Origin of the sequence: Pediococcus acidilactici (genome assembly GCF_016127815.1) — a bacterium.
In the GTDB taxonomy this organism is placed as follows: domain Bacteria; phylum Bacillota; class Bacilli; order Lactobacillales; family Lactobacillaceae; genus Pediococcus; species Pediococcus acidilactici.
On the sequence record NZ_CP066046.1, the window covers coordinates 1534452 to 1550479 of the forward strand.

14 protein-coding genes are annotated in these 16028 nt (G+C 41.4%); 1 reads left to right on the plus strand and 13 read right to left on the minus strand.

Annotation, left to right across the window (positions count from 1 at the left end; genetic code table 11):
* Nucleotide 1: 1 nt before the first annotated feature.
* The 7 genes from I6H64_RS07630 to I6H64_RS07660 form a co-directional block, all read right to left on the minus strand.
* Nucleotides 2-1057 (minus strand): ABC transporter permease, encoded by a 1056-nt coding sequence (locus tag I6H64_RS07630; protein ID WP_008841269.1) that lies wholly within the window; start codon nucleotides 1055-1057, stop codon nucleotides 2-4.
* Nucleotides 1058-1062: 5 nt separating this feature from the next.
* Nucleotides 1063-1707: a TetR/AcrR family transcriptional regulator gene (locus I6H64_RS07635; RefSeq protein WP_005919761.1), complete on the minus strand. Its 645-nt coding sequence runs from the start codon at nucleotides 1705-1707 to the stop codon at nucleotides 1063-1065.
* A 626-nt stretch (nucleotides 1708-2333) separates the two neighbouring features.
* Nucleotides 2334-3740 (minus strand): bifunctional UDP-N-acetylglucosamine diphosphorylase/glucosamine-1-phosphate N-acetyltransferase GlmU, encoded by a 1407-nt coding sequence (gene glmU / locus I6H64_RS07640; protein ID WP_008841270.1) that lies wholly within the window; start codon nucleotides 3738-3740, stop codon nucleotides 2334-2336.
* An 8-nt stretch (nucleotides 3741-3748) separates the two neighbouring features.
* Nucleotides 3749-4585, minus strand: coding sequence for a pur operon repressor (purR, locus tag I6H64_RS07645; protein WP_002830171.1), 837 nt, complete (start codon nucleotides 4583-4585; stop codon nucleotides 3749-3751).
* 332 nt (nucleotides 4586-4917) lie between these two features.
* Nucleotides 4918-5706: a metal ABC transporter permease gene (locus tag I6H64_RS07650; protein ID WP_008841273.1), complete on the minus strand. Its 789-nt coding sequence runs from the start codon at nucleotides 5704-5706 to the stop codon at nucleotides 4918-4920.
* Nucleotides 5699-6379: a metal ABC transporter ATP-binding protein gene (locus I6H64_RS07655; RefSeq protein ID WP_002830173.1), complete on the minus strand. Its 681-nt coding sequence runs from the start codon at nucleotides 6377-6379 to the stop codon at nucleotides 5699-5701. Before I6H64_RS07655 ends, I6H64_RS07650 begins: the two co-directional genes overlap by 8 nt.
* Entirely contained in the window at nucleotides 6379-7272 is an 894-nt protein-coding gene (locus tag I6H64_RS07660; protein WP_008841274.1) for a metal ABC transporter solute-binding protein, Zn/Mn family, read from the minus strand. The genes I6H64_RS07655 and I6H64_RS07660 overlap by 1 nt, the downstream gene beginning before the upstream one ends.
* A 141-nt stretch (nucleotides 7273-7413) precedes the next feature.
* On the opposite strand from I6H64_RS07660, the gene I6H64_RS07665 reads away from it, so the two are divergent.
* On the plus strand, nucleotides 7414-8001 hold the full coding sequence (locus tag I6H64_RS07665; RefSeq protein ID WP_008841275.1) for a uracil-DNA glycosylase family protein: 588 nt from the start codon (nucleotides 7414-7416) through the stop codon (nucleotides 7999-8001).
* 141 nt (nucleotides 8002-8142) lie between these two features.
* On the opposite strand, the gene I6H64_RS07670 is transcribed toward I6H64_RS07665, so the two are convergent.
* The 6 genes from I6H64_RS07670 to I6H64_RS07695 form a co-directional block, all read right to left on the minus strand.
* Entirely contained in the window at nucleotides 8143-9684 is a 1542-nt protein-coding gene (locus tag I6H64_RS07670; RefSeq protein WP_008841276.1) for a YfcC family protein, read from the minus strand.
* 119 nt (nucleotides 9685-9803) lie between these two features.
* Nucleotides 9804-10514, minus strand: a complete 711-nt coding sequence (locus I6H64_RS07675) for a Crp/Fnr family transcriptional regulator (protein ID WP_008841277.1) — start codon at nucleotides 10512-10514, stop codon at nucleotides 9804-9806.
* Between the two features lie 68 nt (nucleotides 10515-10582).
* On the minus strand, nucleotides 10583-12010 hold the full coding sequence (arcD, locus tag I6H64_RS07680) for an arginine-ornithine antiporter (RefSeq protein ID WP_002830179.1): 1428 nt from the start codon (nucleotides 12008-12010) through the stop codon (nucleotides 10583-10585).
* An 806-nt stretch (nucleotides 12011-12816) separates the two neighbouring features.
* The gene (locus tag I6H64_RS07685) at nucleotides 12817-13593 is read right to left on the minus strand and encodes a (S)-acetoin forming diacetyl reductase (protein ID WP_008841281.1); all 777 of its coding nucleotides are present in this window, start codon (nucleotides 13591-13593) and stop codon (nucleotides 12817-12819) included.
* A gap of 33 nt (nucleotides 13594-13626) precedes the next feature.
* The gene (locus I6H64_RS07690; protein ID WP_056985028.1) at nucleotides 13627-14970 is read right to left on the minus strand and encodes an FAD-dependent oxidoreductase; all 1344 of its coding nucleotides are present in this window, start codon (nucleotides 14968-14970) and stop codon (nucleotides 13627-13629) included.
* A 250-nt stretch (nucleotides 14971-15220) separates the two neighbouring features.
* Entirely contained in the window at nucleotides 15221-15976 is a 756-nt protein-coding gene (locus tag I6H64_RS07695) for a MurR/RpiR family transcriptional regulator (RefSeq protein WP_005919782.1), read from the minus strand.
* Between the last annotated feature and the right edge of the window lie 52 nt (nucleotides 15977-16028).

The window sequence follows — 16028 nt, forward strand, 5'->3', positions numbered from 1 at the left end:
TTTAATCTCCAATCGCTTCTATAGGATCAATTTTCAAAATTTTAGGCAACGAGAATAGTCCCCCTAAGAGAGCCATTATAATAATTGCTAAACTTAGAAGAGAATAGGCTTGCCAGCTAGGATAGAAGAAAAGTGTTGATGGTAAAACAAATTTTACTGCCCATACACCAACAAGCGCTAGTAAGACGCCCATACCTGATAAGACGAATATTTGACAAAATAGAGACCAGATAATTGTTTTGGCTTGAATACCTTGTGCACGCATAATGCCATAAAGTCCCAATTTCTGAATCACGATAATGTAAATGAAAATACCGACCACTAAACAAGTAATTACTACTAAAGCAATAATCATCCCCATAAACACATTTACTTCTGGTGTGTAGCCAGGAATATTACTTATCATATCTTGTGCAGTTACTGTCACTAATCCTTTCCCAGAAATATTAACATTATTTTTTTGAACAATGGCTGAGATGGTTTTTGTGGTTGTTTCAGTATGTTGTAGTTTCCAATAGGTGGATAAATCAGTATAGATGACGGGTATGGTAAAAAATTTACTATTATTGGTTAGACCAACAACTTTATATTCACCTGTACTTCCATTTAACTGTATATGATCACCTATTCCGATATTATAATTTTTCATTGATTGATCAATAACCACTTCATTTTTAGTTCTAGGATAGTGACCCTTAATTAATTTAGGAGCAATAAAGCTGTTCCAATTTTGAGCAAAAATTGAAGCATTCACTGTCGTGTTATCATTTTTTTTATTTGTTACAGCGAACATATATCCTAGGGGAACCGCGTCATCGGACAGTTTATCTTTATATTTATTCTCAGTGATAAAAGAGGCTGTTAAATTCTTATTTGAATATTTTGAAAGTGTTACTCGTGTTGAATCCCAGTTATCCACTGCGGTTCGATTATCTCGTACCAAACCAATTGCTAGACTTGTCATAAAGTAGACCATAAAAGATATAAGAAAAATTGTAACTAGGACCAGACTGTAGCGAAGTTTGTTGTGTAAAATTTCTTTTATTGCAAGATACATAGCTGTTATTCCTTTCTATTTTTAACCCCATTGTAAATTAAGGTAACGATCTCTTCTAAGCGTTGATTTTGTTGTTGTTTAGTCATTTCTTTATTAAAAATCGTACATTGAACAAACAGCATAAGAATCTGACTAGCAATTGCCAAAAACAAACTCGATAACGTGATTTGTTCATTAATCTTCAAAAAATGGGGCTTTTCTTTTAACCACATAATTTTGTTGTTGGAATCAATATACGAAAAAAATTTTTGTTGTAACTCTTCGTTTACCATTATTTCGGACAAAAAAATTAAGACAATGTCTTTATTTTCTATGAGGAATTGATAACGATTAAAAACAATGTAACGGATAATCTCTTTTACTTCTGTGTTTTTTTCAAGATCTCCAAAAAAATCGGAAGTAAAAACTGGTAGTATATGATCCAAGACAGGAGTAATTAAGTTCATCGTTAAATCATGTTTATTAGTAAAGAACTTAAAAATTAGAGCTTTTGATAAACCAGCTTCTTTTGCTATTTGACTGGTCGAAGTGTTGGATATCCCCTGTTTTGAATAAAGTTTAATAGTGGCTTCCAGAATTTTTCGCTTATTCTCAGGCATTTCTGCTAAGTTTAACCACTGTTCATAATTAGACACAATCGACTCTGACATTTTATACCTACTTTCTGAAATGTTTTCCGTGACCAATCGGTCACAAAAGCATGGTCATAATATCATTTAAAAATAAATTAGTCAAAACTTTAATGAAATTTATGCTGATAAACACCTAAAATCTATCTACAAATTAATAACAACTTACTTCTAATGGGATAAGAAGCTCCGATTTTATCTAATTGTCTTCTTAATTACATTATTCAAATTGCGAAAGGAACAATTTAGAAATAATTTTTTATTTACATTCTCAATAAATAGATACCCCTTTAAAAATTTATTATTGCAAAGAAAAAGGCATCATCAGAACATGTCCCCAAAAGGAAACATCTGCTGATAATGCCCTATAGATACGTTTTTCCACACAAAGGTTTGAAAAGTTCTATAATCAAATAGAATTTAAAAGCCCTAAGCCTAAAGTAATTAAAGCTGTGCAAAACTCCATTAGCCCTTGAAATAATACATATATTAACAAAATTAGGCAATCGATTTCCAATATTGGAAATTGATTGCCTAATATAAATAAACAAACTTTTTAAACCTGCTTTTATTTAATTATTTCAGAAAATAATTGTAGTTCTAAGAAAAGTAACCTCAGCGTGCTTGAGGGATCAAATTAGTAATGATTAATCACGTTGATTTTCTTTTTCAGCTTCTAAGGCTGCTTCGTAAACCGGAAGTTTTTTGAAGTAACCTTCCTTGTTAACTTGCCGGCCCCGGGCAATTCCCATTTCGTATTGGTTAACGTCGCCAGTAATGGTTGAACCAGCAGCTACGTAGCTGTGGTCCGCTAATTTAACTGGGGCCACAATGTTGGCGTTGCTACCAATGAACGAGTAGTCACCCACCGTAGTGTGATGCTTGTTGATGCCATCGTAATTAACGAATACCACGCCACAACCAATGTTGATATCCGTACCTACATCTGCATCCCCAACGTAGCTTAAGTGACCCATCTTAGTCCGGGCCCCCAATTTAGCATTCTTAACTTCACAGTAATTACCGACGTGGACAAATTCGCCAATTTCAGCTTTCGGGCGCAAATGGCTATTTGGTCCAATATTGCTATCGTGGTGCATGATGGCCTGTTCAATTTGCGAAGAGGTAACCGTAACCCGGTCTTCAATAGTCGAATCCACAATCTTAGAATGCGCGCCAATCACGCAGTCCGAACCAATCTTGGTTTGACCTTGTAATTGAACTCCTGGTTCAATTACGGTGTCAGCGCCAATTTCAATCCCGTAATCAATGTATGTATTTTCTGGGTCCACAATGGTTACTCCATTACGCATGTGCACTTCGTTGATGCGTTGTTGCATTACCTTGGTTGCCTTAGAAAGGGCCACCCGGTCGTTAACTCCCATTGATTCGCTAAAGTCATCCATTTCGTAAGCTGCGACAATTTCGCCAGCCGCCTTCATAATTCCAATTACGTCAGGAAGGTAGTATTCTCCTTGAGCATTGTCATTTTTAACTTGGTGCAAAGCCTTGAACAATTTCTGATTGTCAAAACAGTAAACTCCGGTATTAATTTCCGTGATTTCTGCTTCTTCACGAGTGGCATCCTTTTGTTCAACAATCTTATCCACCACCCCAAGGTCGTTACGCACAATCCGGCCGTAGGAGAACGGATTATCGGTCCGCGCAGTGAGAATTGTAGCCGCAGCGCCCTTTTGACGATGATATTCAAATAAGTTTTCAAAAGTTTTAGCGGTAAACAACGGAGTGTCGCCACTAACAATCATCGTAATCCCGTCTTTGTCGCCTAAAATGTCTTCGGCTTGTAAAACGGCGTGCCCCGTACCAAGTTGTTCCTTTTGAACCACGTATTCCGTCCGGTCCCCAAGCAATTCCCGAACCTTTTCTGCACCGTGACCAATTACGGTAACCACGTGGTCCATATCCGTTTTTTCAACTTGGGTTAAAACATGATCCACCATCGCTTTACCGCAAACGGGATGTAATACCTTATATAATTTTGACTTCATCCGGGTTCCTTGACCCGCTGCTAAAATAATCGTACTTTTCACCATTGCTACAATTACTCCTTAGTGTCTTCTTTAAAATTTCTTTCAAAATAGTTTCCGGCCTTGATTTGAACTTGTCCGGCTTGGGAAGTGTCCACGTTCAACAACGAAGTGAAGTCCTCAATTGCCCGTTGTCCTTTGTAAGTTCCTTCAGCTAGTACCGAAATTCCAATCAATTCTGCTTCAAATTCTTTCAGCAGATCGACCATTGCATGAACGGTGCCGCCACCCTTCATGAAGTCATCCACAATCAAAACCTTCATTCCGCGCTGTAAACTGCGTTTAGAAAGCTCCATTTTTTGGATACGTTCCGAAGAGCGGGATACGTAATTGACCGAAATTGTCGAACCTTCCGTAATCACCGATTCGTGCCGCACAATGATGAACGGAACGTTTAAATAGTTGGCTACTGCTTGGGCTAGCGGGATTCCTTTAGTTTCCACGGTCATTACCGCATCGACGTCGGAAAATACGTACTCACTAGCTAGCATCCGTCCAATTGCACGCAAGGTGTCTGGGTGCCCCAATAAATCGGACATATACAGATACCCACCAGGCAGCTTACGATCCGGATCCGAAAGTTGTTCCGTGAGATCCTGAATAACCTTTTGGGCTTCTGCTTTCCCAATTCCCGGTAAATATTTAATTCCACCAGCCGCTCCATTAGTAATTTCAATGGTTCCTAACTGTCTTTTTGCTAAAGTTGATTTCATAATTGATAAATCTTCACTAATCGAAGATTTAGCGGATGAATATCGCTTAACGAAAAATCCAGAAGTTATTAGTGTGCGGGGATGATTAATAAGGTAGTTAGTCATATCAATCAGCCGTTCACTACGCTTCAGTTTCATTGCTTTCACTCCACTTCGTTTGTCTATTAGATATTTGTTCTCATTAACCAATATCATACCACAGTTCAAGGATAATGTTCGGGTTTAGGCGAAAACCTTAATATAATTTATTGCAAAAATTCATAAATGTAAAAAGAACCGGAAAACAGTCCTTTTCAATCGTTAAGTTGCTATGTATTGGGTGGAAACTGCCATTTACTGCTTGCGTAGCCCCATCACACTTAGGCACCCCAATTCCTCCATCCAATTAAATAAGGGAATCAATCGCTAAACTTGCGACCAATCCCCTTAGCTGGTTAATTTTTAAATTTCGTCCCCAATTTTGAGGTATTCTAATCTTTTCTCCCCAGCAACATCGCTGAAAAGTACACTATGCATTCAATTAAGGCGATGAAGAAACTTACCGGCCAACTCGTTACGTAGCCCAAGTACAGTCCTAACCAAACGCCTACCAAGGCAGCGCCTACCGCAAACAGCATCATACCACTCACCGTTTTAGCCACAATCTTTGCGGCGGCTGCCGGTAACGTTAGCAACACGAAAATTAACAGTGAACCCACAATTTGGGCTGCCGTACTAACGCTCAACGCTAACACTACTAAAAAGATAATTGAAATAAAATTCGTGTGAATCCCCTTTACCGAAGCACCCACGTGATCAAACGAATCAAACTTAAGCGGTCGGTACATCAACAAGATGAAGGCTAAGGCCACGATGGTGAGCAGCAATACTTGGCGAACTTCTGACCGGCCAATCCCAATTACGCTCCCAAACAAAATGTTAGTAGCGTAACTAACGTTTTTGTTAGAAATTGAAAGAAATAAGATTCCAAGCCCCAAAAACAAACTTGAAACTGCCGAAATTGCCGATTCTCGTCGTGAAGCTTGCACACTCATTTTACCAATCAAAATTGAGCTGACAATGGTAAACAGCAACATCCCCGTTAAGGCTTGCCATCCCATAAAAATTCCGAACGCCGCCCCAGAAAAGCCAATTTCTGAAAGCATGTGGGACAAGAACGACATGTTGCGTCCCACTACGTAGACTCCCATAATCCCACAAATAATGGCGATAAAAGTTCCGGCGATGTAGGCATTTTGCATAAATTCAAAACTAAACATTGGGCAAATCCTCCTCACTGTGAATATCGCTGACTTCGCCCAACGCGTACCGGTCTTCTTTCAACAATAAGTACTTGTCGGAATATTTTTTCATTAAATCGAAATCGTGCGTAATTGATAATACCGTTAATCCGTGCCGCCGATTAAAATGTTGCACCAAGTCGAAAAGTTCGTATTTACGAACACTATCCAAACTTGCAGTCGACTCGTCCAAGATTAACAAATCCGGCTGATCGACCAGTGCCTGAGCTAAATACGCCCTTTGTTTTTGTCCACCGGACGCCCGACCCATCCGGGTATTTTGAATTTCTACCAAACCCGTTTCTTGCAAAATTTTGTCTAGTTGTTGGCGTTCTTTCTTGGATAACCACGGTAACCGACTTTCTTGCAAATTTAGGGCTACAAAGTCCCGAATGGATAATGGGTAATCCCGGTCAATATTTCTAAATTGAGGCACGTAACCAATGTTCACTGCCGACCGAAATTTAATCTCCCCGTGAGTCGGTTTAACTTGGTGTAACAACGTCCTAATTAAAGTGGTCTTTCCCACCCCGTTTTCACCAATTACACTTAAAAATTCGCCCCGGTCAATGTTGAAGCTTAAATGATTGAAAAGTTTTTGCCCCGGGAACTCGACCGTTAAGTCGTGTACTTGTACCAATGTCTCCGTCATTAATCTTTCCCTCTTATTATTTTACTGATTTGATTTAGTTGGCCAACCATCCACTCTTGATACGACTTACCGTCCGGCATCGTCTCCGTAACGTTGATAACGGGAACGTGATGTTTTTTAGCCATTTTTAAAACTTCATCGATTACCTTATTACCAGTCTGTTGGTTATTAACGATGAATTCCACTCGACGCTGCCTAAGATCTTGTTGCAGGTTTTCGACCGTTTTTGGTGAAGGATCGGTCTCGTTTTCGATTGCAAGCGCAAATTTCCGATCGCTAATTTGGTAACCTAACTCCCGCAAGGTGTAATCATAAACCGGTTCGGTTACCGCAACTTTTTTCCCCGAACTTTGTTGTTTAATTTCGTCAATCTTCTTCTGGATTGGCTGCAGCGATTTAACGTATTTTTGAGCGTTCCGCTGGTAAAATTCGCGATGTTGCGGGTCTTTCTTACTCAACTGTTTAGCCACCTGGTTTGCTAGACGTTCCATAGTTGCCAAATCGTACCATAAATGAGGGTTCTCGCCATTCTTTTTGTTCATCAAATGTCCGAGATTAATCACCTGAAGTCCCTTTTTATGCGGGGTGATCCGTTGCATCCAGGCGTCCGTTCCCATCCCATTTTCAATTACTAAATCAGCATCCACCATAAGTTTAGCCGTCTTGGTCGTTGGCTCAAAATCATGCGGATCAGTCGCCGCATTTTGAATAATATTCGTCACCTTGACGTACTTACCGCCAACTTTCTTGGCCACGTCTCCATAAAAATTAAGTGAACTAACTACTTGAACCTTATCCGAATGTTTTGGCTTGGTTGCCGTACATCCCCCAAGCAAAAATACTCCCGCTAGTAACAAAACTAACCCTGCTAACCAACTTCGCCTTCCGCGCATCTTCTTCCTCCTAAAGAGTAATCATTACTATTTACTCTGACAATTATAACAAAGAACGCGCTAGTTGCTAGCGTTATTCTCAAGATAACGTTTTCAATGATGTATACTGGAGGTAGTTTCCTAATAGAAAGGAGAATTTGTTTGGATTATCAAATGCCGTTTTTTAAAGAAATCATGCAGGATCCGCAGAATGCCGTCTTTACTGAAAAAGGTTGGCACCCCATTTACATGCTCAATCCCCAGGCGCGAATTCTCATCGTCGGCCAAGCACCCGGCAAACGCGTGCAAGATACAGAAATTATCTGGAATGATAAAAGCGGCGATCGACTTCGGGATTGGATGGGCATTTCACGCGATACCTTTTACAATTCTGGAAAAATTGCCGTTCTACCAATGGACTTTTACTATCCCGGAAAGGGTAAAAGCGGGGATATTCCTCCCCGTAAGGCCGTTGCTGAAAAATGGCATCCCCAAATGGTGGCTGCCATGCCTAATATCCAATTAACCTTGCTGATTGGCGCTTACTCGCAACGTTATTACTTAAAGACCACTCCGAAGACGACCACCACGGAGTTGGTAAAAAATTACCAATCGTTCTTACCAAAGTATTTTCCGCTAGTCCACCCTTCACCCAGAAATAATATCTGGCTGGTAAGAAATCCGTGGTTTGAAGAACAAGTGGTTCCCGATTTAAAACGCCGGGTCGCGGCTATTTTACAGGATTCTTAACGTCTGACCACCCTTTACTAATTTTTGCTGTAAAACAACCTTTGCACCTAAAATAGGCATTCTCAACCCAAACGCCATTATCCTTACAAAGCGTTAAAAAACAGGAGCTAACTAAGCTCCTGTTTTTATATCGATACGTTTTTAATACATCAAGACTTGGGCCACTAAAATTCCCCCACCGAAGACGAGTAAGAAAACCACTACCGGCCAAACAAACTTGAACCAGTGGGAATATTTCATGTCGAGCATTTGGAGGGTAGCCATTACCAACCCAGTTGGGGCAAGGAACAACATTGCGTATTGCCCAAATTGATAGGCCGTAACCACGACAAAACGTGGAATCTGTACCGTATCTGCTAACGGCGCCAAAATCGGCATTGAAAGTACCGCTAAACCAGAAGATGATGGCACAATGAAGCCCAGGACGAAGTAAATAAGTAACATCACGATAATAAATACCGGCCCGCTCATGTGGGCAACTAACGACGAGGAAAAGTCCAGGATTGTATCGGAAATCATTCCTTGGTTTAAAATCAAGTTAATTCCTCGAGCTAAACCAATAATCAACGATACCCCGACTAAGCTCGAAGCACCGTTGACAAACGCGTCAACGACACCTTTTTCCCCAATTCCATTTTTACCAGTCGCTGTTAAAATCATGATCAAAATGGCAAAGGCCAAGAACGAAGCCGCCATCTTAGGGAACCACCAGCCCTGGGGCATTACTCCCCAAACCATCAAAGGAAAACCAGCTACGAATAGCGCTAACACAATTTTCTTTCGTAAGGTAAACGCTGCTTGTTGTTCATCATTATTTATTACCGACCATTTTTGGTTAAATTCATCCCGGTCTTCGTAAGAGTACGAAGTTGCCGGATTTTGTTTAACCTTCTTACTGTACCAGTAGAGGTAGCCAATTACGAACAACGCCGCCACTACACAACCAAAGGCCCGCCATGGTAAACCTTCCGTGAAGCTAATCCCCGCCGCGTTGGAGGCAATTACTACGGAAAACGGGTTAATTGTTGAAAAGGCCGTCCCGATTGAACTAGCTAAGAAAATGGCTCCCACACAGACAATCGAATCGTAGCCCATCGCAATGAAGACGGGCACGAGGATTGGATAAAAAGCCACCGCTTCTTCTTCAATTCCGCATAACGTTCCGCCTAGAACCATTAACGTCGCTACTAAGAAAATTAACAGGAACTCGTGCCCCTTCGTTTTCTTCGTCAGCGCTAGCAAACCGGATTCAAAGGCCCCGCTTGCCCTTACCACACCAATCAAACCGCCTAACACAAAGATAAACACCATAATGTCGACAGCTTCGATAGTTCCGTTAACCATGCTCGAAGTAATTTGATCAACTCCTGCTGGATGCTGCTTCAAGCGTTCGTAAGTGTTGGGAATTGAAATTTCTTGGTTAATGCTTCCCGACGTGAACTTCTGAATGTTAATCTTAACACCCAGTTTATCCAATTCTTTTTGGGTAGCTGGTACCTTTTCAACCTGTCCGTTAGGCTGTTTTACCTGTAGAGACGAGTTTGCTTGGTTGTACGCCAATTTTGCGTAACTCCCTGAAGGAACTACCCACGTAGCGATTACCGCCACAATCGTCAAAATGAATAAAATTACAAACGCTCCCGGCATTTTAAGCTTAAAACGCCGTTTTCCCTTTGTTAACATAATGGCACACTCCCTTACCAAAAGACGGTCAACCTTGCAGAAGCTCTTTAAAAATAAGCCCCACGCCAGTTGACCATCTTTTTTAGTTTTATTTAATTGTGTGCCTTCAATTTTGTTAGTTATTCGTCATTTTCATCCTGAAAAAATTCAGGTTTAAAAACAAACCGTTTATGTTCATAATCAATTAAGTTTTGTTCCACCAAGTATTTGACAATCTGTCCGGCAGTCTCCCGGCTGGTTCCGCTCATCACCGCTAATTCCTTAATGCGGAGGGGATACGGAATTTTAGAACTACCATCCGGCTGGAGCTGTCCTAAATCAGCTTCAAAAGTTTTCAACGCTTGGACAATTCGTTGTCGTGCACTTGGGGTAACTAACTGCTGAATCTGATCTTCTGATTCGCTAATGATTGAACTCATTTCCTTAACCACCTTGACCAACGCCGCGTTGTTTTGTCGTAACAACGATTCAAAAACTGACATTGGAAAATAGACAATTTCAATATCGGTCATTGCCTGGGCCGTGTACGGATAATAACACTCCGTAAACATTCCCCGGTAAGGAAAAGCAAGGTCGGCCTTAATGTATGTATAAAAAGTGAATTTATCGTTTGCATCGGTTCGCTCCGCTCGTACCAAACCTTTAATCACAAAGTACAAATTTTCTCGATCATCGCTTTGATCAAATAAAACCTGTCCCTTGGGAAATTGCTTTACGTGCATTTGGTTAATAAGCTGTTGCAACTCTGCATCGGTAAAATCACTAAATTCCGGTTTAGCTTTTAAATACTTTTTCGGATTATCCCGAATGGAATCCTGCTCGTTTGTCATATCATTACTCCTAGCTGATGATTCTTAGCTCTTAAATCAAGTAACCAAAGTTCTAATATAACACATTCCTAAAGCGAGATTCCGCCCGTAAACATTAGACCCACACTCAATAGCGCACCCGCGGTAAGCAATCCGGTCACTAATTTTTCTTTGTGCGACAAGCGGACTGCGCAGCCATTTTCCTGACGAGCCTTCCCGTAGAAGTAAATACCTGGTAAGTAGGCAATTAAACAGAGTAATAAGTACTCAATTCCTGCCATCCAAATCCCCACGACTTCAAATACTAACGCGAAAACTCCAATCATTAGTTGCGCCCGATTCCCCTTTACGTTTAGGTGTTGATAGGAATACTTGATTTGGTACGCTGCTACTAGGATATAACAGACGATAATCGAAGCCGTACAAAGCGAATAAGCAAAATTATACGCACGCGAGGTAAACAACAAGGTAAACAGAAAGCCCTGTACTAAAAACGCAGTCATTACTAACGCAAATGTTGGTGCATTATGCCGGTTGACCTTACCAAAATACTTTGGCAATAGCTTTTGCTTAGCCATTAGCAAAATGGTTTCTGCTGGTAGCATTGTCCACGACAACCACGCACCCAAGATGGAAACGATTAGACCGATGCCAATCAGGTAACCGCCCCAAGGACCTACCATCTGGGCAAAGACGTATAATAGCGCTGGCTGATGAAGGTCCGCCAACTGCGTCCGGGTTAGGTAGCCATATGGCAAGATTGAGATTAGCATGTAAATTGCTAATAGACTAATCAAACCAAACATGGTTGCCTTTCCGGCAGTTGACTTCTTCTGCGCCCGTGCGGAGAGGGTGGAAGCCCCTTCGATCCCAACGAAGACCCACATCATCACCATCGTGCAGTTTTTAATTTGCTGCATTACGTCACTGACTACAAAGTGGCTTCCTACGTTATCCCAAAAAGCTTGGGTAAAAAGATGCCCATCAAATAAAATAATTGCAGTTACGATAAAAACGAACAACGGGACTAGCTTACCAATGGTAACCACCATGTTAATAATCGCAGCGCCTTCAATTCCCTGACTGACAAAGTAGGTTAAACACCACAGCAAGACGCTTGCTAACAAAATTGAAGGTAAGTTTTGTCCTGATTTAAAGACGGGGAAGAAATACCCCAAAGCACTCATCATCATGGTTGCAAACGCCACGTTGCCAAGCCAGGCGGACAACCAGTATCCCCAGCCACTAATAAAACCTGCAAACGGTCCGAATCCCTTTTGTGCATAGGAAAACATGCCTTCCAGCTTCGGTTCCTTAAGCAGTAAGTTATTTAATGACAAAGCTAACATTAAAATTCCAAAACCGACAATTAACCATGCGATTATCACCGGTCCCGGAGCCGCTGCACGTGCTAGATCGGATGGTAGGCCAAACACCCCACCTCCGATCGATGAACTAATCACTAGCGCACATAATGGCAATAAACCAATTTTTTTGGGCGGCTTTTTTTCTGACAAGTTGATCACCTCTAAAAAGTTTGTGTCCGTGAGCAGAACAATCAGCTCACTTAATAATTTGACTGTTTACTTAAAATTTAGTTGTTTAGCGGCGATCATTAATCACGATTGATGAAGCAATCCGAATCGATCTCACTAGTAGCAACGTTTTAGCTAGTACTCTTAAATACGCGTAAAAATATCTAACTAGTTAAATACGACAAATGCTTTTGGTAACCCCTCAATCAGGACACTGAGCAAATTTTTTATTGTTTTAAACTAACCGTATCGAAATAATTGGCGTGATAATTCATCCGAGCCCGGGCTACGATACATAGTTAAAACAATAAAAATAGTTTCACTCCATGGGTCTATTTTACCGATTAATAAAACCGCTTTCAGTGGAGATTTAACGTTCTAAATGTTAGCAATTTATCATTTTTATTAAAGTAATTGTACAAAACAAAGGAAAAAAAGGCGAGGATGGTGCTCAATTGAGAGAGTGCGGAAGCCTCCGGGTAATCTTTGAGGATTAGTTTAATTATGTAATTAATCGCAGGTTTGGCGATTGATTGCATAATTTTATTAACCGGAAAAGATTGGAGGCTGGAGCACGTTTAGTCTGTATTGCAAATTAAACTTTTGTTCAACCGGAAAGTTTGGGTTTGGGAACGCATTTTGACTATCTCGCAAGCCCACCATTAATTAAATAACAATCGCTAAAATTTCATCCGTCACCATTTTTTTACAATTCTCCGTCACAACAAAAAAGCTCAGAACGATGTAATTCTCGTTCTGAACTAGTTCAAAGCTAAATTAAAACTGACTTATTGAAACTGCATTCCGCCATCCACAATGATGGTTTGTCCGGTAACGTAATTAGAATCTGGACCAGCTAAGAACGCAACGGCTGCAGCTACGTCTTCCGGTTCCGAAAGTCGTTTTAAGGTGATGTCCTTTGCGAACTGTTGCATCCCCCACTCGTCATCTTTGCCAGCGTTTTGACCGACTTGATGAGCGATGTCCATCATCATTGGGGTTTTTACAATTCCAGGTGCGTAAGCATTCACGGTAATTCCCTTGTCTGCCAAATCTCGCGCAGCCACTTGCGTAATTCCCCGGACCGCGAATTTAGTACCCGAGTAGAGTGCTAAATTAGGATTTCCCACTACTCCGGCCTGCGAAGTCGCGTTAATAATCTTGCCACCGTGGTTTAACTTTTCAAACTGTGCAACTGCAGCTTGAATGCCCCACAATGGGCCAGCAACGTTAACATGATATACCTTATCAAATTGCTCAGGAGTGATGGTTTCAATTGGTGTTGTGGGACCTAACCCAGCGTTGTTAACTAACACGTCAAACCCGCCTAGTTGGTCACTAACCTGAGAAACCGCCTTAAACATGTCATCTCGATTAGCAACGTCAACTTCAACAGCAATGGCGGTTTGTCCGCGGTCGTTGATCTCGTCCGCTACTTGTTGGGCGGCTGCGGCCTTTAAATCCGCAACTCCCACTGCGAAACCATCCTGTGCTAAACGCAACGCAATCGCTTTACCGATCCCTTGCGCAGCTCCCGTAACCATCGCTACTTTTGATTTGTTCATGCTCAGGATTCCCTTCTGCTTAAAATCAGTTTACTATTTCTTAGAATCTGCCTTGGCAACCGCCGCCATCGCTAACGCATTAATGTAGTTAAGCGGTTGGTCGTAATTTGGTTGGAAGAACATGTCCACCATCGACAAGTCATCAATGGTCATCTTGTTTTGAATTGCCAACGAAACGGTGTTTGCAGATTGTGCACAGTCATAATCACTGTAGAACGCACCCCCAAGCACTACCCGGGTCTTTGGATCCCAAACCAAGCGCATTAAAATTGGGGTAGTGGTAAGCATGAATTCTGGACGATAATCTTGTTCAAGAGTTACCGAATCAACTTCCACGCCCCGCGCTTGTGCGCCACCTTCGGTCAAACCGGTACTTGCCAAAGTTTTACCAAAAAGTGCTACCGCAGAACTTGCTTGGGTACCCAAGTATTTTACGGTTGGTTTTTCAATGTTATGCCCAATTAGAATTCCTTGACGAACCGCGTTAGTTGCCAACGGAATGTAATCGTCTTTGCCAGTAGGATTGTAGTGCACTACTGAAGCATCACCTGCGGCAAAAATGTCCGGGTTCGAAGTTTGCATATATTCATCAGTGATGATTGCACCGTTTTTGAGCATATCAACCTTGTTCTTTAGCAAACTAGTATGTGGCCGGAAACCAACGCAGAGAATTGCGTAATCTGCTGTATAACTACCCTTATCAGTCTTAACGGTAATTTGATCAGTTCCGCTAAAGCCTTGAACCATTTCGTTCATTGCTAATTTAACACCGTGGTCAGTGTAGTCTTTGGCAACCCGGTCAGAAATTTCAGGGTCAAAGTTCTTTGCCAATACGTTTGGTAAACCATCAATCAAGGTAACTTCACGGCCAGTGATTGCATATTGTTCAGCCAATTCAGCGCCAATGTAGCCTGCACCAATTACCACTACGGACTTAACGTCGTCGTCAATCCGTTTTAATTCTGCCGCGTCGTTCCAGTTCTTGCAAAGCTTGATTCGTTCGTTATCAATTCCATCAATTGGCGGAATTACAGGCGATGAACCCGTCGTCATAACTAGCTTATCGTATGTATCGGTAAACTCTTCATTTGTTGCGAGATTTTTAACTTTCAAAGTCTTTGTATCGGGGTCGATATCTAAAACATCATGCTTCATTTTCATGGTTGCACCAAGTTCAGTCAACGCTTCTGGCGATGAATAGAACATTTTCTTTGGATCAGAAACGTGGTTCCCTACCCAAAGTGCAATCCCACATGATAAGAATGACAAATTATCATTACGTTCGTAAACCGTCACGTCGTAATCGGGATGTTCTGTTAAGATTTGTTGTGCTGCAAAGGTTCCAGCGTGTGTACAACCAACTATAGCAATTTTCATAAGTAACCAACCTCCTAGTTGTTTATAACTAAATAGTAACCGTTTTCAACCGTTTGTCAACTACTACACAAGTCTTGGAAACGCTCGCTTTATCCCGGCTATTGAACCTAATAGTTAACACTGTTGATTTATTGGGAATAAATTAGCACATTGGCTTTTGGAAGCATAAAAAAGTTGGGACTAAAATTCACGAAAAAATTTTTATTCCCAACTTTTTTGCTTAAAATTAACCGTCCTCATAACACTATTTTTAACCTTGGTGACTCACCTTAGTATCTTTCATTAGCTCGCCACACCGCTGACCAATTTGCTCTAAAACGTAAACTACCGGTACTTGAGAAGTGAAGTCTAGCGTCCCCACTTTCTTTTCCGGAATGTCGTATGCCAAACAATGGTCGCAAACCTGCGCAAGTGTTGAAAGGTGGTTGGCCGTTACCGCAACGGTAGTCGCCCCATTTTGTCGGTAATAATTGGCTTGTCGCAAAATTGCATCGGACTCGCCTGAAACGGACAAAAACATGATCAAAGTTTTAGTATAGTCCCGGCCCTCAATCGGCTGCGGCTGATACGGATCCATAATTGCCAAAGAAAACAATCCATAATTAGATAACACTCGGGCACCGTACTGTGCTAGACTGCTACTCGATCCCATCCCTAAAAAGAGGCGGGTGTGCGCCTTTAAAAATAACTGCGCTACCGTGGAAATTTTTTGCCGATACTTAGGCAAATTAGCTTGCGTTAAAAATTGGGCAATTGGTCCCCACTCTTGTTCTACCTGTCCGAACCGATCGGGTTCATCATGATGTCGCAACGCATATTTGAAATCGGAAAATCCTTCGTAACCCATTTTCTTCAAAAAACGCAAAACCGTAGTGGATGACACGTGACTTTTAGCTGATAAATCTCGAATCGTCATTGTTTTGCATTCTTCAAGATGACCGGCAACGTACTTATAAACAAACATTTCTAATTGATTGAGGGTCTGAATTCGTTCGTAACTAAACACCTTGATCACCTCCTTAAAACGGCATTAACCTTGTGACCTGCAGGACGTCAGC